Below are 19,472 nucleotides of genomic sequence, written 5' to 3'. Positions count from 1 at the left end.
GGCCGTGGGCCGCGAGGTACCGGGTCGACCGGCTGTGAACCGCGAGCTACCGGGCCGACCGGCCGCAGCCCGCGTGGCGGCGGTCGGTCAGACCCGGCCGTAGACCGTGGTACGCGGTCGGGCGGACCGGCCCGCCGCCGTCGCCATCGCCTCCAACTGGGCGACGGTACGGGCCGAGCCGTTGTCGGAGCCGGCCATCCGGGAGATGGTCTCCTCCATCAGGGTGCCGCCGAGGTCGTTGCAGCCGCCGCGCAGCAGCTCCGCCGTACCCTGGTCGCCCAGCTTGACCCAGGAGCACTGGATGTTGCTGATCCGCCCGTGCAGCAGCAGCCGGGCCATCGCGTGGACGACCCGGTTCTCCCGCCAGGTCGGGCCGGGCCGGGCGAGCCCGGCCAGGTAGATCGGGGCGTTCGTGTGGACGAACGGCAGCCCGACGAACTCGGTGAACCCACCCGTGCGGTCCTGCACCCCGGCCAGCACCCGGAAGTGCCCGAGCCACTGCCCCGGATGGTCCACGTGCCCGTACATCATCGTGGAGCTGGACCGGATGCCCAGCTCGTGCGCCGTGGTGATCACCTCGACCCAGGCGGCGGCCGGGAGTTTGCCCTTGGTGAGCACCCACCGCACGTCGTCGTCGAGGATCTCGGCGGCGGTGCCGGGAATCGTGTCGAGTCCGGCCTCCCGGAGTTGGAGCAACCACTCCCGCACCGGCACGCCGGCCTTGGCCGCCGCCGTCACGATCTCCATCGGCGAGAAGGCGTGGACGTGCAGGCCGGGCACCCGTTCCTTGATCGCCCGCACCAGCTCGGCGTACACCCCGACCGGCAGCTTGGGATCGATGCCGCCCTGCATGCACACCTCGGTGGCGCCGGCCCGCCACGCCTCCTCGGCCCGGTCGGCCACCTGCGCCACCGAGAGCCGGTACGCGTCGGCGTCCCGCTCCCGCTGCGCGAAGGCACAGAACCGGCACCCCACGTAGCAGACGTTGGAGAAGTTGATGTTCCGGTTGACCACGTAGGTGACGTCGTCGCCGACCGCGTCCCGGCGGACCTCGTCGGCGATCCGGCACAGCTCGTCCAACGCCGGCCCGTCCGCGCCGAACAGGGCCAGGGCCGCCGCCTGGTGCCGGGGCTCCAGCAGCGCGGCCGGATCGTCCGCCGCCAGCCGCAGCCCGGCCCGCAGCTCCGGGTCACCACCGCCGCCACCGGTCGCCGGGCCGGCCACCCGGGTGGCCACCTCGGCCCAGTCCCCGTACACGCTGTCGAAGTCCCCGCGCCGGTCCCCCGACCGCCCGGCGGTGTCGATCGTGGCGTGGAGGTCGGTCCGGCCGGCGGGCCGGACCCCCTCGTCGGGCTCCTGCCACGGCCGCCCGACCGGTCCGGCCCCCTCGACCGCGAGCCCGGTCACCGGGTCGGCCAGGGCCCGCACGTGCGGCTCCACCCGGGGATCCAGCCAGCCCTCGGCGCGGCGCACATACTCGGGGTAGATGGTCAGGCGCTCCCGCAGGGTGAATCCGGCGGCGGCCGTCCGGGCGGCCAGCCGGTCGATCTGCGGCCACGGCCGCTCCGGGTTGACGTGGTCGGGGGTGACCGGCGAGACACCACCCCAGTCGTCGATGCCGGCCCGCAGCAGCAGGTCGTACTCGTCGTCGATGAGGTTCGGCGGCGCCTGCAACCGGGCCCGGGGGCCGAGCAGGATCCGGGCCACCGCGACCGTGGCGGCCAGGTCGTGCAGCTCGGCGTCGGGCATGCCACGCATGGCGGTGTCCGGCTTGGCCCGGAAGTTCTGCACGATGGTCTCCTGCACGTGCCCGAACTCCCGCTGCGCCCGGCGGATCGCGAAGATCGTGTCGACCCGCTCGGCGTGGTTCTCGCCGATGCCGATCAGCAGGCCGGTGGTGAACGGCACGCCCACCCGGCCGGCGTCGGCCAGCACCCGCAGCCGGACGGCCGGTTCCTTGTCCGGCGACCCGTAATGCGGACCACCGGGCTCGGACCACAACCGGGTCGCGGTTGTCTCCAGCATCATCCCCATGCTGGGCGCGACGGGTTTCAGCCGGTGCAGCTCGTCCCAGGACAGCACGCCCGGGTTCAGGTGCGGCAGCAGGCCGGTCTCCTCCAACACCGCGATGGCACAGGCCCGCAGGTAGTCGAGGGTGGAGTCGTAGCCCCGCTCGTCCAGCCAGCGCCGGGCCGCCGGCCAGCGTTGCTCGGGCCGGTCGCCGAGCGTGAAGAGCGCCTCCTTGCAGCCCTGGGCGGCACCGGCGCGGGCGATGGCCAGCACCTCGTCCCGGTCCAGGTAGGGGGCGGGCAACCGGTGCGGCACGGTGGCGAAGGTGCAGTAGTGACAGCGGTCCCGGCACAGCCGGGTCAACGGCACGAAAACCTTCCGGGAGTACGTGATGACGCCCGGCCGGCCCGTGTCCCGCAACCCGGCGTCCCGGATCCCGCCGGCGACCGCGAGCAGCTCGGTCAGGTCCTCCCCCCGGGCCGAGAGCAGCGTGGCGGCCTCATCCGGCGCGAGCGCCAGCCCTTCGGCGGCCCGGCGTAACGCGCGACGCAGGCTTGCCGGGGTCGGTGCCGGCTCTGTTGCATGGGCCATCCGTCGAGCCTAGGTCCTGGGACTTCTCGTCGGCCGGACGGTCTGGTCACCCGGCCCGTCGCCACGGCCAGCGTGTCGGTGCCCATCACCGCAGCGGCCAGACCGTTCTACGCGACGGCGTCGTAGAAGGCCAGCTCGGCATGGTTGAGCGGCGGATCGAACCGTCGGCCCGGACGGGCGGTGGTCAGCGTCAAGGAGATCAGGCGCCAGGTCGCCCGAGAGTAAAGGCTCACCCAACAGGTGACACCGTTCCCCCCGATTCCCGCCCTGGAAGCAACCTGTGGCGGAATCGAAATGGACGGCCGGCTGACGAAACGGTGGAATCGCCGACTAGCGAGGTCCGAGAGGACACACCCACGGTCACCAACCCGACGCAGCGGCCATCTCCAGCGTTGTCTCCACTCACCATCGACGGGTCGAACGCCAGATTTGGAGTAGGTAATGACCGACCCGCATCAGCCGCCGCCTGTACAGCCGGATCAGCCCGGTGTAATCCAATCGCCCATCGCGCCGCCCGCTGGACCAGTTCTGGTAGCCCCACCGCGCAAGCGGAAGGCGCTGCCGTGGATCGCCGGTGGAGTCGGCGCGGTCGTTCTACTGTGCTGCGGTATCGGCGCGGTCGGGGCGATGTTCGACAACGCTCCGACCAAAAAGACCAGCGTCAGCGGTGTTTCCTCCGCAACCAGCGGTGCGACACCCGCAGGTGGTAGCGCGACTTCCGCGCCCGCCAGCAGCGACCCGGCGCCGGCCACCAGCGAGGCCGAGGCCACCGAGCCGGACCCGGCGCCGTCCAGCGCCGCCCCGCCGCCCGCTCCCAAACCAAAGGTGTATCACGGGCACGGCGACGACGTGGTAAAGGTCGGTGAACTCAGCGACCTGCGGATCGTCAAGTTCTCCTGCCCGCGCTGCACCGGCAACACGGTTTTAAAGTCCGACGGACCGGAATCGCTGCTAGTCAATGAAATCGGCGCGTACACCGGTAAGCGGTGGATCAATCTGGATGACGACTCGTTGACCACGCAGTTCGAGATCGAGGCCAGCGGGAAGTGGACGTTGACGGTAGGCACCATAGATCAGCTCGCCACGAAGGCTATGACCGGCAGGGCCAGCGGCCGGGGCGATGACGTGGTCGTGCTCGGCGGGACCGCCGACACGGTTCATATCACCCACTCAAAGGGTCAGGGAAACTTCGCAATCCACGCGTACAACCTGGAGACCGGCGAGGGTGGGCTGCTGGTCAACGAAATCGGCGGCTACTCGGGGACCCGCCCGTTGCCGGCCCCGGCGCTGGTGCAGGTAACGGCCGATGGGATCTGGTCGATCAAACCGGCTTGAGTTCTCCGGTGGCGAAGCCACCCGCACAAATGGCGGGTGACTTCGCCACCGGCACCACCAGGGGTGCTCGCCGTCCCCGGATCAGCCGTTGCGGCCCGATCCCGGCCGTTCGACGCCGCGATCCGAAGGGATGATCATCTGCGTCGGTTCGGCCTCGCTTCCGGTCGGTCCGGCCGGTCGAGGGATCACCATCGTGCGTTCCGCATCGGTCGCGGCCGGGGCGTCCGCGCCAGTCGGGGCGTCCGCCGGGCGGGAGAGCACGGTCGTCTCATCCGCCGACCCGCTCGGGTCCTCGTCCGCGGGCCGGGAAACCACAGCCGTCCGGTCGGCGTCCTCGGACGTCGCCTCCGGGCCGGCCGTTCCGGTCCCGGCCGCCGCCGGCTCGGCGGATGCCGCCGGCTCGGTAGATGCCGCCGGGCCAGCCGGTGCGGTCGAGCCAGCGGGTCCCGGCTCGGTCGATCCGGTGGTCTCGCTGGCCGCGCCGGAGTCCGTCCCGGCTGACCGAGGGAGCACCTGGGTGTGCTCCGCCACCGAGCCGTCAACGGCGTCGCCGACCGGTGCCTCGGAGTGGATGGTGGGTACCCACTGAGCCGGTGGCGCGGAAGCCGGCCCCGGTGTGCTGCCGGCGGACACCGTGGACGGGGCGGAGGTCGGGGCGCCGGGGAACGTGCCGGGCTGTCCGGGTGCCGGCGAGCCCGCCTGGGACCAGCCCTGCTGCGGCCAACCAGCCGCGGGCTGACCGGCCGCGGGCGCGCCGGACTGGGGGTAACCGGGCTGCGGGTAGCCGGGCGCCGGCGCCCCGGACTGCGGGTACCCGGCTCCGGGGTGGCCCGGCTGGGGGTAACCCGGACCGTACGGGGACGGCTGCGGGCGACCGTAGACGCCGGGCTCCCGCCTGGGGCGCGGGGTGTAGTAGTGGGCCCGCCAGACCCGGTACACGGCGAACGCGGCCACCGCGAAGATCGCCAGGAAGGCGATCCGGGTCAGGAACCCGGTGAAGACCCCCCGGAACACACCGTCGGCCAGGCTGCCGATCAGCCAACTGAGGAAGGCGACCACTCCGAAGAAGGCGGAGCAGGCGTACTCGACCACGGCGGCCTGCGTGATCAGCTTCGCCCGACCCACCGGCGGGGTCAGGTGGGTGGCGAGCAGCACCGCGAGCAGCGGCAACACGATCGCGGTGATGCCGACGAAGTCGAAGAATCCGCTGGCCGCCCGGCTGACGTACCGGGGGCCGTTGTCGGCCGGGATGAGCAGGTCGAGCAGGGCGACGAAGAGCAGCACGGCGTTCGCGCCCACCAGCACGAGGGCGGCGAGTTCACGCAGTGGGCTGGTCAGTTGACTGGCCGACGGTGCCGGGTGCGGCCCGGGGCCGGGCTGGCTGGTCAAGGATCCCCCCGGAGGTCGTATAGGCAGTTGGCGACGGTGAGCCTAGTCGTTGGCCGAACGTGCCGCTTCCGGTCCGGGCGCCGCTCGGGCGTGCCTGCCCTGAAAGTTTCATCAATCCGCAGGTAGGACTACTAGTACCTGGCAACGGGACCGCCGGGATCGCGACAATGGGAGCATGGATCGTCGAGCGGAGTTTTCAGACTTTCTCAAGTCCCGTCGCGCCCGCTTGCAGCCAGAACAGGCGGGTCTGCCCGCCACGCCCGGTCGTCGCCGCACTCCCGGGCTGCGGCGCGAGGAGGTGGCCCAGCTGGCGGGCGTGAGCGTGGATTACTACGTCCGGCTGGAGCAGGGTCGCAACGTGCAACCCTCTCCGGCGGTGATCGACGCCCTGGCCCGGGCCCTCCAACTGGATGAGGACGAGCGTCGCCACCTGACCGCGCTGGTTTCGCAGGATCAGACGCCGGCGCGGCGCGGCGCGGAGCGGGCCCGGCCCGGCGTGCTGCGGTTGTTGCAGATGCTCGGCCCCACACCGGCGTTCGTGCTGGGCCGCCGGATGGATGTGCTGGCGTGGAACCCGATGGCCGCGATCCTGCTCGGGGATTTCGAGCGGTTCCCGGTGTCGCGGCGCAACATGCTGTGGTTGCTGTTCATGGACGCGCACAGCCGGGCGTTGTACATGGACTGGACGAAGGTGGCCCGGGAGAGCATCGCCCACCTCCGCGCGTCGAGCGCCCGACATCCCGGGGACGCGGGCATCGCCGCGCTCGTCACGGAACTGAGCGCCAAGAGCGTGGAGTTCCGGCAGTGGTGGTCGCAGCACGACGTGCGGGAGAAGGGGCACGGCCGCAAGAACCTCAACCACCCCGAGGTCGGCCCGTTGTGCCTGGATTACGAGGCACTGCGGCTGCACGACGGCGACGACCAGGTTCTCGTCACGTACACCGCGGAGGCGGGCAGCCCGAGCCAGGCCGCGCTGGATCTGTTGGCGGTGCTGGCCAAGGCCGAGCCGTCCTCGTCCACCTCGGTGGGACACCGTCCGTGATCGGTACCGGGGGGCGCGTACCCGGCCGTACCGATCAGGGACGGCGCCCCCCGGATGTCACGCGGCGGCCGAGAGCGGGGCGCCCAGGGCCCGAAGACTGGACACGAGTCCCTCGGTGCGCTGGTTCAGGTCCTCGGCCCGCAGGACGAGCCGGTGGATCTCCCGCAGCCCGGGCATGGGCTCCAGGCCCAGCTCCTGGTCCAGGGTGTCGCGCAGGCGCTGATACACCGCCAGCGCCTGCGCCCGGCGCCCGGTGTGGTGCAGGGCCAGCATGTACTGAGCGTGCAGGGACTCGTTGAACGGGTGCTGGGCGGTCAGTGCGGCCAGTTCGCCCAGCACCTCGTAGTGACGGCCCAGCAGCAGGTCCGCGGTGATGCGCTGTTCGATGGTGGCGAGGCGCGTCATGTTGAGTTCCTCGATGTGCGCGGCGATCACCTCGCCGGCGACGACATCGGCCAGCACCGGGCCCCGCCACAGTTGCAGCGCTTGGGCGAGCAGCGTGCTGCAGACGCCGGGATCCCCGGCGGCCAGGGCTCGACTACCGCTTCTGGCCAGCCGCTGGAAGTGGGCGAGATCGAAGCACTCCGCAGCGGCCTGGAAGCGGTATCCGCCACGTTCGGTGCACAGGATCGTGCGAGCGACCTCGCGAGACGAGGTGCCGATCGCCGCCGCGATGGCCTTGCGGATGTTCAACACGTATGTCTGGATCGTCGTCGTGGCGCTGAGCGGTAACTGGTCGCCCCAGATCTCGCTGGTAAGGGTCGATACGGACACCGGTTCGGTGGCCCGTAGCAGCAGCACGGCAAGAACCTGCTTGGCCTGCTGACCGCTTGGCACGACGGAACATTGTGTCCCGAATTGTGCGACCAGCGGTCCGAGGATCCGGATGTCCATCCTACCCCCCAAAGACTCGTCGTTACTGAGTGCGTTCCTTTGCTTACCGAATTCCCGGGTAACTATTACCACCGGCGAGACTGGTCCGCACGGCGTGGTGGCCGTGTCGGGGAGTGACCCCGATCGATGACGCGGCGGCGATGCCTCAGTGACTGGCCGCCGGTTGGGTGTCCAGCCGACGCCAGCCGTGGACGGCGGCAGCGGCGAGCAGCTGCGGGTCGTCGCCCACGACGACCGCCTCGCCCACCGCCGCCAGCATCGCCGCGTCGGAGACATGATCGGCATAGGCGACGCAGTCCTGCGACCGCGCTCCGATCTCGGCCGTCACGCGGCGCACCGCCTCGGCCTTGGCCGCGCCGATCACCGGAACGTCCACCGCGCCGGTGTATCGGCCGGCCGACACGCGCGGACGGGTGCACTCGACCCGCGAGACGTCGAGATGCCGTGCGATCGGATCGAGGCAGGCCGGAAAGGATCCGGAGACGAGCACGATGACGTGTCCCGCCCGCTGGTGTCGGCGCAGGACGTCGACCACCTCGGTACGCAGAAAGGCGCCGCCCGCCAGCTCGGTGCGGAACCATTCCTCGCCCAGGCGCCGCACCAGCTCGACCGGTTCGCCCGCGTAGGCCCGGTAGTAGCTGCGGTTGGTCTCCTCGCGTGGGGTTCCCGTCGCCGCCAGCTGCCGCAGCTGGTCGGCGAACCGTTCGTACTCCCCGCCGGGGCGGCCGGTGGCCCGAAGATAGAACTCGAGAAACCGGAACATGCTCTTGACGGTGATGATCGTTTCGTCGACGTCGAAGAACGCCGCTCGCAGCGGACCCGACACCTGAATTCCCTCCGGCTGTGCGATGGATGTACTGCCCCTGGCGAGCACAGCTGGGCGGGCGGTCACGCCACCCGCCCAGCGGACGGTGCTCGGCTGCTCAGTTCTGGCCGAGTTCCCGGTCCCGGATGCCCAGGAACGTGATCACCGCGCCGACCAGGGACAGTGCCGCCACGACCAGCATCAGGATGTGCATCGCCGTGGTGAGGCCCTGCTGCGCGGTGGTGAGAACGGTCTCCCGCAACCCGGTCGGCAGCCCGGAGATGGCGTCGCCGGCCCGGCCCTGGGTCGACTGGATGGCCACCGTTCGCGCCTGCTCGTTGGACAGCCCGAGCCGGTCGCCGGTGAGGTGCGCCAGGGTGACCCCGCCGAGCAGCGCGGCGGCGCCGGCCGTGGCGATGGACTCCCCGGTGATGCGGGTGGTGTTGAACATGCCCGCGGCCATCCCGGCGTCCTCCACCGGCACGGAGCTGACCGCCGCGTTGTCCATCACCCCGAACGCGGAGCCGACGCCCAGCCCGAAGGTCAGCAGCGGGCCGATGACCTGAGCCCAGCCCTGCCCGGGTTCCAGGGTGACCAGCCACACCGACCCCGCTGCGATCAGCAGTGAGCTGATCGTCAGCACCACCCGGGGCGGGACCCCGCCGGCGAACTGACCGATGAGCATCGGCAACACGAACACCGGCACCATGAGCGGCAGCAGCATCAGGCCGGCCGCGCTCGCGGAGTATCCGTCGGCGCCCTGGAAGTACGCGGGCAGGTAGACGACCAGGATCACGAAGCCGAAGACGATGGTGAACGGCTGCGACATCACCGCGAGGAAGGTCGGACGGCGCAGCAGTTCCAGGTTGAAGACCGGTGCGGCCGAGCGGCGCTCGACGACCACGAACGCGACGAGGGCGACCAGGGCGCCCAGAAAAGAGCCGAGCGTCTGCGCACTCGCCCAGCCGGCCGTCTGCCCCTTCACGAAGCCGAGCGTGAGCAGGAACAACGCGCCGCTGAAGGTGGCCAGGCCCGGCCAGTCGACCCGGCTGCCGGCGCTACGGCTCTCCCCCAGCCGTGGGCTGAGCGCCACGACGATCGCGGCGAACGCCACGTTGATGATGAACACGGCACGCCAGCTGACCAGGTCGACCAGCAGGCCCGACACGACGGGGCCGAGGGCGAGGCCGGCACCGAAGGCGGTGCCCAGCACGCCGAAGGCCCGGGCCCGCGCCGGGCCGTCGAAGGTCGCCGCCAGAATCGCCGCACCGCTGGTCAGGATGCCGGCCGAACCGACGCCCTGAATCGCCCGTGCCACGTCGACCGTGAGGATGTTGGTGCTCAGCGCGGTGATCAGCGAGGTGACCGCGTAGATCAACGTGCCGGTGATCAGCACCCGCCGCCGGCCGACGCGGTCGGCCAGACCGCCGGTGGCCAGTAGCGAAGCCGCAAAAGTGATGTTGTACGCGTGCAGTACCCACTGCACGGACTGACCGCTGGCGGACAGATCGATACCCATCCGCGTCAGTGCTACCGCCGGGCCGGTAACGGCCAGCGGCACCATCAGGCTGGCCAAGCCGACAGCGATCAGAGTCGCCGCCGCGCTGACCGATCGTACGCGCTCTCCTTGTCGTTTCTGCAGTGCGTCCGCGGTGATTGCCATCTTCCTTGTCTCCCGACCCGACGAGCCGGACCCAGCCAGTCGCCAGCCAGTTCCGCATTTACGCCAACGAATAGGCTTCAGCGGAAGTCGACTGTCGGCCGCGCAGCTGGTCCGGCCTTGCCCGACTCTTGACGCCCACTATCCTCGATCAACGCCCGGCCTTGATCCAGGGTCGGCTTAACCTGGGTACGCCAATACCACCCTACGGTCCGCAACGGCGCCTCACGCCCCGCCCCGAGCCGACCGCCAAGTGGGGCGCCATGCGTCCACGCACCGGAAACGGCTCCCCTAGCGCCTTTGCCGGGAACCGGGTGGCCCAATTGAGTTCGCACTGAGGACGCACCGATCAGGGTCGGCAATTCTGATTCCCAGACGGACCCATTCCACGGATGTCTGCCATGTGGCGTCCGGCATCCCTCACGCAAGTAGGACCAGTACGATGACCATGATCACTGAAGGTCTGGCCATACCTCGGACCGCTACCGCGTCGGCGGCCGGGCTGCTCGGACTGACGTTCGATCGCACCGTCGACCGCAGTCTGCTGCACCGGTACGCCCTGTCGGAGGTATTCCTCACCGACAGCCGTCGCATAGACGACCGAGATTACATCGCGGCGGCCCAACTCCCCCCGTTCCACGCCCACTACACCGACCATCCCGCTGGCGGCGCCGGTATCGATCCGATGCTGCTGCTGGAGTGCGCCCGCCAGGCCGAGACCTACGGCGGGCACGTGTACTTCGGCGTACCCACCGGAACCCACTTCATCCTTCGCCGCTGGTCGATGCGGATCGACGCGCCGCACGCCCTGCGCCGGCCGGTGGCGCCGACCGAGCTGCGGCTGACCGTGCACACGCACACCGCCCGGGTGGTGGACGATCAACTGCGCGCGTTGACCTACGACGTGGGGTTGGTCCTGGCCGAGCGGCAGGTCGGCACCGTGTCGATTCAGGTCGCCTACCTGGACTCGGCGGCGTACCGACAGCTACGCGGCCGGCGGCGCGGAGACTCCATCGTGCCCACGTCGGCGGACGTGATCGCCGGACGGGTCGGTGTTCCCCGGCCGGAACGCCGACGGGTGACACCGGCCCAGGTCGGCCGGCTCAGCCCCAGCAACGTGGTGCTGCACGAACCGGTGTTCGCCGCCACGGAGGTGAACGCGGCGGTCCGGGTTCCGGTGGACAACCCCAGCATGTTCGACCACCCCCAGGATCACCTGCCGGGGATGGTGATGATGGAGGCCGCCCGGCAGCTGGCGCTGTTGGCGCTGGCCGCCGACCACCGGGTACGCCCCGAGGAAGCGCTCCTCGTCGGGCTGCGGGCCGAGTTCGCCAACTACGCCGAACTGGACCGGATCACCACGCTACGGCTGTCCCGGTCGTCCGGGCCGGTTCCGCCCAGGGGCGACACACCGACGATGGCGGTGGCATTCGAGCAGTACGGCGATGTGGTGGCCCGAGCCGAACTCGACTTCCGGGTCGAGCGCACCGGACAGTACGGGGTGCGGCGATGAGAACCGCGGGCATGCTCAGCATCGAAGCCGCCGCGACCTGGCTGCCACCGCGTACCGTGCCGCTGCGGCAGGCGGTGGCCGAGGAGCGGTTGACCGCCGATGACCTGCGAACCAGTGGCTACGAGCGGGTGCCGGTCGCCGAGGACGTGCCCGCCCCGCAACTGGCGGTGCACGCCGCGCAGCGTGCGCTCCGGACGGCCGACCGCGACGCGGACACCCTCGGTCTGCTGATACACGGTTGGACCTACCACCAGGGACACGAGTTCTGGTCCCCGGCGCACTACGTCGCCGACCGGCTGGGCGCGCGCGCCGCCATCCCGCTCGGCATCGCGCAGATGTGCAACGGCGGCGGTGCCGCCCTGGAGTTGGCCGCCACCCGCCTGCTCGCCGATCCGGGCACCAGCGCCTGTCTGGTCACCACCGCCGACTGTTTCGGCGATCCCGGCTTCGACCGGTGGCGCGGGGACTACGGGGTGATCTACGGAGACGGCGCCACCGCGGCGGTACTCACCCGTGGGGATGCCGGCCCGAGGGGTCTGGACCTGCTCGCGATCTCCAGCTTCGCCCGGGCGGACCTGGAGGTCATGCACCGGGGTGAGCAGCCGTTCTCGACGGCGCCGCGACAGTACGGCCAGGTCATCGACGTACGCGCGGCGAAGAAGGCGTACCTGGCGACCACCGGCAAGGAGGCCTTCGTCGAGGCGCTCACCCACGGCATCCGGACCGCGGTCGGCGCGGCGCTGGCCGACGCGCGACTCGCCCCCGACGATCCCCGGCTGCGCTGGGTGCTGCTGCCCCGGCTCGGGCGTACCGCCCAGGAAACCATCTACGGCCCGGCCGTCGCCGCGGTCACCTCCGCCCCCTGTGTCGACCTTGGCGAGCACACCGGGCATCTCGGCGCCGGTGACGCCCTGGCCAATCTCGCCGCCCTGACCGGCGAGCACCGCCTCGCCCCGGGTGAGGCAGCGGAGCACCGCCTCGCCCCGGGTGAGGCAGCGGTGGTGCTCAGCGCGGGCGCCGGCTTCACCTGGACCGGCATCGTCGTCGCCGCGCCGGCGACCACACCGACCCGTCCCGGCCGCACCCCGGACCGGTACCCGGGCCCCGACAAGGAAGAGGTGTCGCAGTGACCGCGACTGGATCCCACCACCCGACCGTGCTGATCGTCGGCGCCGGACCGGTCGGGCTCGCCCTCGCCGCCGACCTGACCGGCCAGGGCATCGACGTCCGCGTCGTCACCAACACGGTCCAGGAAAGCCCGCACTCCCGGGCGATCGTGATGTGGCCACGCAGCCTGGAACTCCTGCGCCGGATCTCGGTCAGCGAGGCCCTCATCGCGGCCGGGCACCGGATCGACGCCGTCCGGTTCTATGCCGACGGCCGGCACCTCGCCGCCGCCGAGATGTGCCGGCTGTCCGACACGCCCTACCCGTTCGGCCTGATGATCCCGCAGAACCGGACCGAGGCGGTGCTGCGGGCCCGGCTCACCGAGCTCGGCGTCCAGGTCGAGACCGGAGTCAGCCTGATCGGGCTGGACAACACCGGCGAACGGCCGGTGGCCGTACTGCGCCACCCGGACGGCGACCAGGAACAGGTCGAGTGCGACTGGCTGGTGGGCGCCGATGGCGCGCACAGCACCACCCGATCGCTGCTCGGCGTGGCGTTCCCGGCCGAAGGCAACGAGGTGCTCTTCGCCATCGGCGACGGCACCGTCACCGACACCGTCGGCTCCTCCGCGCTGGTCTACGCGTACGCGGCGCACGGCGCACTCGGGCTGGCGCCGCTGGGCGGCGACCGGTTCCGGATCGCGTTCGCCGTACCGCGCTGGGACCAGCCGGACGGACCGTCGGCGGGGGTGTTCCAGGAGATGATCGACCGGCTCTCCCCGGCCGGCGGGACGGTGCGGGACCTGGACTGGTCCACCGTCTTCCGGGCCCGCCGGCACACCGCGGCGCGGTTCCGGGTCGGGCGCTGCTTCCTGGCCGGGGACGCGGCCCACGTGTTCAGCGCCGCGGGCGCCCAGGGCATGAACACCGGTCTCCAGGACGCGGTCAACCTCGGTTGGAAACTCGGCGGGGTGATCCGGTCCCGGCTCGACCCGGCCGTCCTCGACAGCTACGACGCCGAACGCCGGGCCGACGTCGCCCGGGTCTCGCTGAACACCGCCCGGCAGACCGAGTGGGGTCTGCTGCGTGATCCCGGCAGGGTGCTGCTGCGCAACACCCTGGTCCGGGCGGCCGCGTACACCGGGCTCATGCAACGGCTCGGCGCTCCGCTGATGAGCCAGACCGACGTGCGGTACGGGCCGGCCGCGGGGCTGCTCGACCGCACGGGGCTACGCCGGCGGCTACGCCGGCGGCTGCGCCCCGGCATGCGGATGGCCGCGTTCGTACCCACACCCGACCCGGCCGATCCCGCCCGGGCCTTTCCCGAACTCTCCCCGGACGCCCACACCGTGCTGCTGTGGCCCGGTCCGCGCCAGGACTCCCGCTGGCGGCACGCCTGCCGGGCCATCCACGAGGCGGTGCCCGCTCCGGTCAGGGTCGACGAGATCACCTCCGGCAGCCCGCTGCGGAGCGTGCTCGGCGACCGGCCGCTGGCCGTCGTGGTACGCCCCGACGGTCACGTCGCCGCCGTCCAGCCGTACCCCCAACCGGCCAGCGTCATCGCGGCACTGCGTCAGGCCGGCGCCGTACTGCCGGCTGCCGGTGGGCGGCCGTCCGGGCCGGCACCGACATCGCACGGGTCGGCGTCCGCCACCCGGAACTCGACCCCCGTACCGGCGTCCGCCGCCCGGAACTCGACCCCCGTACCGGCGTCCGCCGCCCGGAACTCGACGCCGGTACCGGCGCTCGTCATCACGACCGGGAGGGATGACCGGTGACCGGCAGCGCCGTCGTCGCCGGGCTGGGAGCCTGGCTGCCAACCCGGCGGGTGACCAACGCCGACCTGGCTGGCCAGCTCAACACCTCCGACGAGTGGATCACTTCGCGTACCGGAATCCGCCAGCGGTACGTCGTGGAGCCCGGCACCGCCACCGTCGACCTGGCCACGGGTGCCGGCGAGCTGGCCCTGCGCTCGGCCGGACTGACCAGTACCGACGCCGTGATTCTGGCCACGGCCACCCCGGACCGCCCCTGCCCGGCCTCGGCTCCGGAGGTCGCCGCCCGGCTGGGCATGGCCGACCGCGCCGCCTTCGACGTCGCCGCCGTGTGCACCGGCTTCGTCTACGCCCTGGCCACCGCCGCCGGGTTCATCGGCGCCGGGATCGCCGACACCACCCTGGTGATCGGGGCGGACACGTTCTCCACCATCCTCGACCCGGGCGACCGAACCACCCGTGCGGTCTTCGGCGACGGCGCCGGTGCGGTCGTGGTACGCCGTGGCACCGCCGATGAGCCCGGCGCGCTGCACGGCTTCGACCTGGGCAGCGACGGGCAGAACGCAGAACTGATCATGGTGCCGGGCGGTGGGTCCCGGCAGCGCTCGGCCGGCCGGCCGCCGCAACCCGGCGACGACTACTTCACCATGCAGGGTCGAGCGGTCTTCATGCAGGCGGTGCTCCGGATGAGCGAATCGTCCCGGAACGCCGTCAAGCGCGCGGGCTGGCAGCTCGACCAGGTTGACCGCCTCGTCGCGCACCAGGCGAACCTGCGCATCCTGCACGCGGTGGCCGACCAGCTCTCACTGCGTACCGAGCAGGTCGTGACGAACATCGAGACCGTCGGCAACACCGTCGCCGCGTCGATCCCGCTCGCGCTGGCCGACGCCGCCAGCGCCGGCACACTCCAGCCCGGACACCGGGTCCTGCTGACCGCCTTCGGTGGCGGGCTGACCTGGGGCTCGGTCGTCCTGCGGTGGCCGGACATCACGGTTCACCGGTCCACCGATCAATCCCTCCGGTAACCCCTCAGCAGAAAGGCGGAACACCATGTCCACCACGCTCGAGCAGCGCCTCGCCACCATCCTGACCGACCGGTTCGGCGTCCCGACCGAGGACATCGAACCCGGCGTCACCTTCGACGAGCTGGCCGTCGACTCGTTGATCATCGTGGAACTCGTTCTGGTGCTGCGCAAGGAACTCGGCATCGCCCTCAGCGACTGGGAGCTGACCCCCGACCTCACCATCGAGCAGGCCGCCAAGGTGCTCTCGGAAAAGCTGGTGGTGACGGCGTGACCGGTACCTTTCCCGTTGCGATCACAGGTATCGGCCTGGTCACCCCCGCTGGAATCGGCGTCGCCGACAACTGGGCGATGATCGTGGCCGGCACCCCGACCGCGGCCAGCGATCCCAACCTGGCCGGGTCGGCGGTGGACTTCACCTGCCGGGTGCCGGGATTCGACGCCAACGCACTGCTCGGTCGGGGCCTGGCCTGGCGGCTGGACCGGTGCGCCCAACTCGCCGTGGTCGCCGCCCGGCAGGCCGTCGCCGACGCCGGGTTGGACCCCGCGAGTTGGGATGGCGCCCGGGTCGGTGTCGTCCTGGGCAACTCCCTCGGCGGCACCGGCACGCTGGAACGCCAGCACGAGACGTTCCGGGCCGAGGGGCCGGACGAGGTCTCCCCGCTCACGGTGCCGATGAGCATGGTGAACATGGTCAGCGGGGCGGTCTCCATCGACTGCGGCGCGGCCGGTCCGACGCTGGTCACCGCCACCGCCTGCGCCTCCGGCAGCACCGCGCTCGGCGTGGCCCGGGACCTGCTCCGCGCCGGCGCCTGCGACGTGGTGCTCGCCGGCGGCACGGAATCGGCGCTCACCCCCGCCACGGTCAACGCCCTGCACCGGATGGGGGCGTTGTCCACCCGCCGGGACGACCCCGCCGCGGCATCGCGCCCGTTCGACGTCGACCGGGACGGCTTCGTGGCCGCGGAGGGCGCCGCGGTGCTCGTCCTCGAGCGTCCCGCCGACGCCGCCGCCCGGCGAGCCCGCGTCCGCGCCCAGATCGCCGGATACGGCGCCGCCTCCGACGCCCACCACATCACCGCGCCCCATCCGGACGGGGCGGGCATGGCCCGGGCGTTGCGCGGCGCGCTCACCGACGCGCGGATCAGCGCGCGGGATGTGCAACACGTCAACGCACACGGCACCTCGACCCCCCTCAACGACGTCACCGAGGCCCGGGTGCTGCGCGACGTACTGGGAACGCACCCCGTGGTCACCTCGACAAAGGGCGTCACCGGACACACCCTCGCCGCCGCCGGGGCGATCGAGGCCGCCTACGCGGCGCTGTGCGTCGAACACGGCTGCGTACCGCCGACCGCCAATCTGAAGAACCTCGACCCGGAGGTACCGGTCGACGTGGCCGCGCAAGCGCCCCGGTGGATGCCACTGGAGGTTGTGGTGAGTACGTCGTTGGGCTTCGGCGGACACAACGCCGCGCTGGTGCTCACCGCACCCTGAGGCCAGCTGAAGGAAAGGAATTCACGTGAAACAGCGACAGTTGTGGTCGGGCGGCCCGTCGGTGAGCGCCGTCGGCCTGGGATGTATGGGGATGAGCTGGGGGTACGCCGAGTCGTCCCGGGACGACCAGGCCTCCGTCGCGGTCATCCGCCGCGCCCTGGACGAGGGGGTCACGTTCCTGGACACCGCGGATGTCTACGGGGACGGACACAACGAGCGGTTACTCGCCCAGGCCCTCAGCGGTCGGCGGGACCAGGTCGTCCTCGCCACCAAGGGCGGTCTGGTCGTCGACGATCTGCCGACCCGACGGATGCACCGCGACGGGTCCCCGGAGCACCTGAGCGCGGCCATCGACCGCAGTCTGCGTCGGCTCGGTACCGACGTGATCGACCTGTACTACCTGCACCGGGTCGATCCCGGGGTCCGTATCGAAGACAGTTGGGGGGCGCTGGCCGACGCGGTGGCCGCCGGCAAGGTCCGGGCCCTGGGCCTGTCCGAGGTCACGGTCGCCGAGGCCGAGGCAGCCCACCGGATCCATCCGGTGGCGGCGATCCAGTCCGAGCTGTCGCTGTGGACCCGGAATCCGCTCCGGCCAGCCCGGGTCGGCCAGTCCCGCGAGCCCGTACCCAGCATGCTCGACTGGTGCGCCGCACACGGCACGGCGTTCGTGGCCTTCGCGCCGCTCGGCCGGGGTTTCCTGACCGGCCGGATCACCGACCACGGACAGCTGGAACCGGGGGATTTCCGGGCCGGTAACCCCCGGTTCCAGCCCACCGCGCTGTCCATCAACCTGGAACTCGTCGACGCCGTGCGGACGGTCGCGCAACGCCGCGGAATGACCCCCGGCCAGGTGGCGATCGCGTGGACCCTGGCCCAGGGTCGGCAGGTGATCCCCATCCCCGGCACCAAGCGCGAACAGTACCTACGGGAGAACCTGACCGCCGCACGGTACGAGCTGACCGCCGAGGACCTGGCCGAGCTCGACCGGCTTCCGGCGCCCGTCGGCAGCCGGTACTGACCGACCCGGTGCCATCACCTGCCCTTGGGAGAACCCGATGATCACCACCTCCACCCGCGTCGTCGTGATCGGCCACAGCCCCGCAGCGGGGCAACTGTCACAGGTGCTGACCCGCGCCGGCCTACCCGTCGCCGTCGCGGATCCGGCCGACCCGCCCCCCGCCGACCTGGTCGTCGAGGCCACCGCCGGTGGCCTGGCCGACAAGCGATCGTTGGTCCGGCACCTCGACCGGCGGTATTCCCGGGATACGGTCATCGCCGCGACCACGTCGGTGATCCCGCTGGCCGACATCACCGCCGGCTGCGTCGCTCCGGAGCGGATCGTCGGGCTCTCCCTGGGAGGGCCGTCCGACGCGCCCGCTCTGGCCGAGCTGATCCGCGCCGCCGGGACCGACGACGGTGCCGTCAAACGCCTGCGAACAGTGATCCGGCAGGCCGGAATGGCACCGGCGCCGATCACCGACGCCGTCGGAACCCCGCTGACCCGGCTACTGTCCGGTCTGCTCAACCAGGCTGTCCGGATGGTCGAACGCGGGTACGCGAGCCCGGCCGACATCGACACCGCCATGGTGCTCGGTTGCCGCTTCAGCACGGGGCCGCTGCGAATGCTCGACGACATCGGCCCCGACCGTGTCCTCGACACCCTGGACTCGCTGTACGCGCGCACCGGCGACGAGTTCTACCGGGCCACGCCCATGCTGCGTGGTCTGGTGGACGCGAACCGGCGGGGCGGCGCGGGCGGCGCGGGCGGCGCGGGCGGCGGCCGGATCCACGACCACCGCGCCGACGGCCGGAACGACGACGCCCCGCCCACTGTCCTGCGCACCGACCGGCCAGCCGCCGGTGGCCTGCGCGGGATCGGCGTGGTGGGGTCGGGCACCATGGCCACCGGGATCGCCACCGCCCTGATCCAGGGCGGGTACGACACCACCGTGGTCGCCCGATCCGAGGCGAGCGCCCGCCGTCTCCGTGACACGCTCGGCGCCGCCGACCGGGCCGGGGGCAGCGCTGCCGGCGGCCGGGCCGGGAGCGATACCGCCGGCCGGGCCGGGAGCGATACCGCCGGTGGGGCCGGGGGCGATACCGCCGGTGGTGCCGGCGTGGCACCGGCCCCGGACGCCGCCCCCGGAACCTGGACCGTGACCACCGACCTGACCGCGCTGCGCGGCTGCGCGCTCGTCATCGAGGCGGTCGTCGAGGACCCTGCCGTCAAGCAGCCGCTGTTCGCCCAGCTTGACTGGATCTGTCCGGAACCAACCGTGTTGGCCACCACCACGTCCAGCCTCTCGGTCACCCGCTGCGCCGAGGCCACCGCGCACCCGGCCCGGGTCCTCGGGCTGCACTTCTTCAACCCCGCTCCGGTGATGCCGCTGGTCGAGGTCGTCAGCACGCCGGCCACCGCCGCCGCCGCGCTCGCCACCGTCGACGAACTCTGCCGGAAACTCGGCAAGCGGCCCGTGCAATGCGGGGACAGTCCCGGATTCATCGTCAACCGGCTGCTGTTCCCCTACCTCAACCATGCTCTCGGGCTGCTGGCCGAGGGCTGGAGCTGCACCGAGATCGACCGGTCCGCCCGGCTCGGGCTGGGCGTACCGCTGGGACCGTTCCGGCTGCTCGACGTCATCGGCACCGATGTGGCCCTGGCCGTGCAGACCGCCCTCCACCAGGAGCGGAACGAGCCCGAACTGGCGCCACATCCACTGCTGAGCCGGCTGGTCAGCGCGGGATATCTCGGCGCCAAGAACGGCCACGGTGTGCGCGACTACCCCGGTCTGGACGCGCCGCGCTAGGCCTGTGTCAAAGTCTGTGGGGCCGC

Annotated in this window: 16 protein-coding genes; 10 read left to right on the top strand and 6 right to left on the bottom strand. The window is 71.7% G+C overall.

From position 1 onward, the window contains the following. Positions 1 to 87: 87 nt before the first annotated feature. Complete coding sequence (locus ACXN5W_RS12115) at positions 88 to 2,601, bottom strand: bifunctional FO biosynthesis protein CofGH (RefSeq protein WP_473158319.1); 2,514 nt, start codon at positions 2,599 to 2,601, stop codon at positions 88 to 90. Positions 2,602 to 2,708: 107 nt separating this feature from the next. Next, positions 2,709 to 2,834, bottom strand: coding sequence for a hypothetical protein (locus ACXN5W_RS12110; protein ID WP_473158318.1), 126 nt, complete (start codon positions 2,832 to 2,834; stop codon positions 2,709 to 2,711). A 208-nt stretch (positions 2,835 to 3,042) separates the two neighbouring features. Here ACXN5W_RS12110 and ACXN5W_RS12105 point away from each other — a divergent pair, with 208 nt between their 5' ends. Further along, complete coding sequence (locus ACXN5W_RS12105; RefSeq protein ID WP_473158317.1) at positions 3,043 to 3,936, top strand: hypothetical protein; 894 nt, start codon at positions 3,043 to 3,045, stop codon at positions 3,934 to 3,936. Positions 3,937 to 4,017: 81 nt separating this feature from the next. Here ACXN5W_RS12105 and ACXN5W_RS12100 read toward each other — a convergent pair whose 3' ends face one another. Next, the gene (locus tag ACXN5W_RS12100) at positions 4,018 to 5,325 is read right to left on the bottom strand and encodes a hypothetical protein (RefSeq protein WP_473158316.1); all 1,308 of its coding nucleotides are present in this window, start codon (positions 5,323 to 5,325) and stop codon (positions 4,018 to 4,020) included. Between the two features lie 175 nt (positions 5,326 to 5,500). On the opposite strand from ACXN5W_RS12100, the gene ACXN5W_RS12095 reads away from it, so the two are divergent. Further along, on the top strand, positions 5,501 to 6,367 hold the full coding sequence (locus ACXN5W_RS12095; RefSeq protein ID WP_473158315.1) for a helix-turn-helix transcriptional regulator: 867 nt from the start codon (positions 5,501 to 5,503) through the stop codon (positions 6,365 to 6,367). 57 nt (positions 6,368 to 6,424) lie between these two features. On the opposite strand, the gene ACXN5W_RS12090 is transcribed toward ACXN5W_RS12095, so the two are convergent. The 3 genes from ACXN5W_RS12090 to ACXN5W_RS12080 form a co-directional block, all read right to left on the bottom strand. Then, the gene (locus ACXN5W_RS12090; RefSeq protein WP_473158314.1) at positions 6,425 to 7,204 is read right to left on the bottom strand and encodes an AfsR/SARP family transcriptional regulator; all 780 of its coding nucleotides are present in this window, start codon (positions 7,202 to 7,204) and stop codon (positions 6,425 to 6,427) included. Positions 7,205 to 7,406: 202 nt separating this feature from the next. Further along, positions 7,407 to 8,087 carry an HAD family hydrolase gene (locus ACXN5W_RS12085; RefSeq protein ID WP_473158313.1) on the bottom strand — a complete coding sequence of 227 codons (681 nt, stop codon included), beginning with the start codon at positions 8,085 to 8,087 and terminating at the stop codon, positions 7,407 to 7,409. A 97-nt stretch (positions 8,088 to 8,184) separates the two neighbouring features. Beyond that, on the bottom strand, positions 8,185 to 9,630 hold the full coding sequence (locus tag ACXN5W_RS12080) for an MFS transporter (RefSeq protein WP_473158354.1): 1,446 nt from the start codon (positions 9,628 to 9,630) through the stop codon (positions 8,185 to 8,187). A gap of 544 nt (positions 9,631 to 10,174) precedes the next feature. Between ACXN5W_RS12080 and ACXN5W_RS12075 the strand changes: the two genes are divergently transcribed. From ACXN5W_RS12075 to ACXN5W_RS12040, 8 genes are read left to right on the top strand one after another with little or no spacing between them, the layout of a single operon-like run. Then, entirely contained in the window at positions 10,175 to 11,239 is a 1,065-nt protein-coding gene (locus tag ACXN5W_RS12075; protein WP_473158312.1) for a ScbA/BarX family gamma-butyrolactone biosynthesis protein, read from the top strand. Then, positions 11,236 to 12,369: a ketoacyl-ACP synthase III family protein gene (locus ACXN5W_RS12070; RefSeq protein ID WP_473158311.1), complete on the top strand. Its 1,134-nt coding sequence runs from the start codon at positions 11,236 to 11,238 to the stop codon at positions 12,367 to 12,369. The genes ACXN5W_RS12075 and ACXN5W_RS12070 overlap by 4 nt, the downstream gene beginning before the upstream one ends. Then, positions 12,366 to 14,123, top strand: coding sequence for an FAD-dependent monooxygenase (locus tag ACXN5W_RS12065; RefSeq protein ID WP_473158310.1), 1,758 nt, complete (start codon positions 12,366 to 12,368; stop codon positions 14,121 to 14,123). Before ACXN5W_RS12070 ends, ACXN5W_RS12065 begins: the two co-directional genes overlap by 4 nt. After that, entirely contained in the window at positions 14,120 to 15,145 is a 1,026-nt protein-coding gene (locus ACXN5W_RS12060; RefSeq protein WP_473158309.1) for a beta-ketoacyl-ACP synthase III, read from the top strand. Before ACXN5W_RS12065 ends, ACXN5W_RS12060 begins: the two co-directional genes overlap by 4 nt. A gap of 25 nt (positions 15,146 to 15,170) precedes the next feature. After that, complete coding sequence (locus tag ACXN5W_RS12055; RefSeq protein ID WP_473158308.1) at positions 15,171 to 15,416, top strand: acyl carrier protein; 246 nt, start codon at positions 15,171 to 15,173, stop codon at positions 15,414 to 15,416. After that, positions 15,413 to 16,639: a beta-ketoacyl-[acyl-carrier-protein] synthase family protein gene (locus ACXN5W_RS12050; RefSeq protein ID WP_473158307.1), complete on the top strand. Its 1,227-nt coding sequence runs from the start codon at positions 15,413 to 15,415 to the stop codon at positions 16,637 to 16,639. Before ACXN5W_RS12055 ends, ACXN5W_RS12050 begins: the two co-directional genes overlap by 4 nt. A 25-nt stretch (positions 16,640 to 16,664) precedes the next feature. Next, positions 16,665 to 17,657: an aldo/keto reductase gene (locus ACXN5W_RS12045; protein WP_473158306.1), complete on the top strand. Its 993-nt coding sequence runs from the start codon at positions 16,665 to 16,667 to the stop codon at positions 17,655 to 17,657. Positions 17,658 to 17,694: 37 nt separating this feature from the next. Continuing rightward, the gene (locus ACXN5W_RS12040; protein WP_473158305.1) at positions 17,695 to 19,446 is read left to right on the top strand and encodes a 3-hydroxyacyl-CoA dehydrogenase family protein; all 1,752 of its coding nucleotides are present in this window, start codon (positions 17,695 to 17,697) and stop codon (positions 19,444 to 19,446) included. The last annotated feature ends 26 nt before the right edge of the window (positions 19,447 to 19,472 follow it).

The sequence above is a fragment of the Plantactinospora sp. A48 genome, from assembly GCF_055793945.1.
The sequence above is the reverse complement of the archived record's forward strand: the minus strand, read 5'-3'. Positions and strand labels throughout refer to the sequence as shown.

Excerpts from the sequence above, each read along its gene's own strand:
- ACXN5W_RS12075 (WP_473158312.1), top strand. The coding sequence starts at position 10,175 with ATGATCACTGAAGGTCTGGCCATACCTCGGACCGCTACCGCGTCGGCG.
- ACXN5W_RS12055 (WP_473158308.1), top strand. The coding sequence starts at position 15,171 with ATGTCCACCACGCTCGAGCAGCGCCTCGCCACCATCCTGACCGACCGG.
- ACXN5W_RS12040 (WP_473158305.1), top strand. The coding sequence starts at position 17,695 with ATGATCACCACCTCCACCCGCGTCGTCGTGATCGGCCACAGCCCCGCA.
- ACXN5W_RS12105 (WP_473158317.1), top strand. The coding sequence starts at position 3,043 with ATGACCGACCCGCATCAGCCGCCGCCTGTACAGCCGGATCAGCCCGGT.
- ACXN5W_RS12080 (WP_473158354.1), bottom strand. The coding sequence starts at position 9,630 with ATGGTGCCGCTGGCCGTTACCGGCCCGGCGGTAGCACTGACGCGGATG.
- ACXN5W_RS12070 (WP_473158311.1), top strand. The coding sequence starts at position 11,236 with ATGAGAACCGCGGGCATGCTCAGCATCGAAGCCGCCGCGACCTGGCTG.
- ACXN5W_RS12115 (WP_473158319.1), bottom strand. The coding sequence starts at position 2,601 with ATGGCCCATGCAACAGAGCCGGCACCGACCCCGGCAAGCCTGCGTCGC.
- ACXN5W_RS12095 (WP_473158315.1), top strand. The coding sequence starts at position 5,501 with ATGGATCGTCGAGCGGAGTTTTCAGACTTTCTCAAGTCCCGTCGCGCC.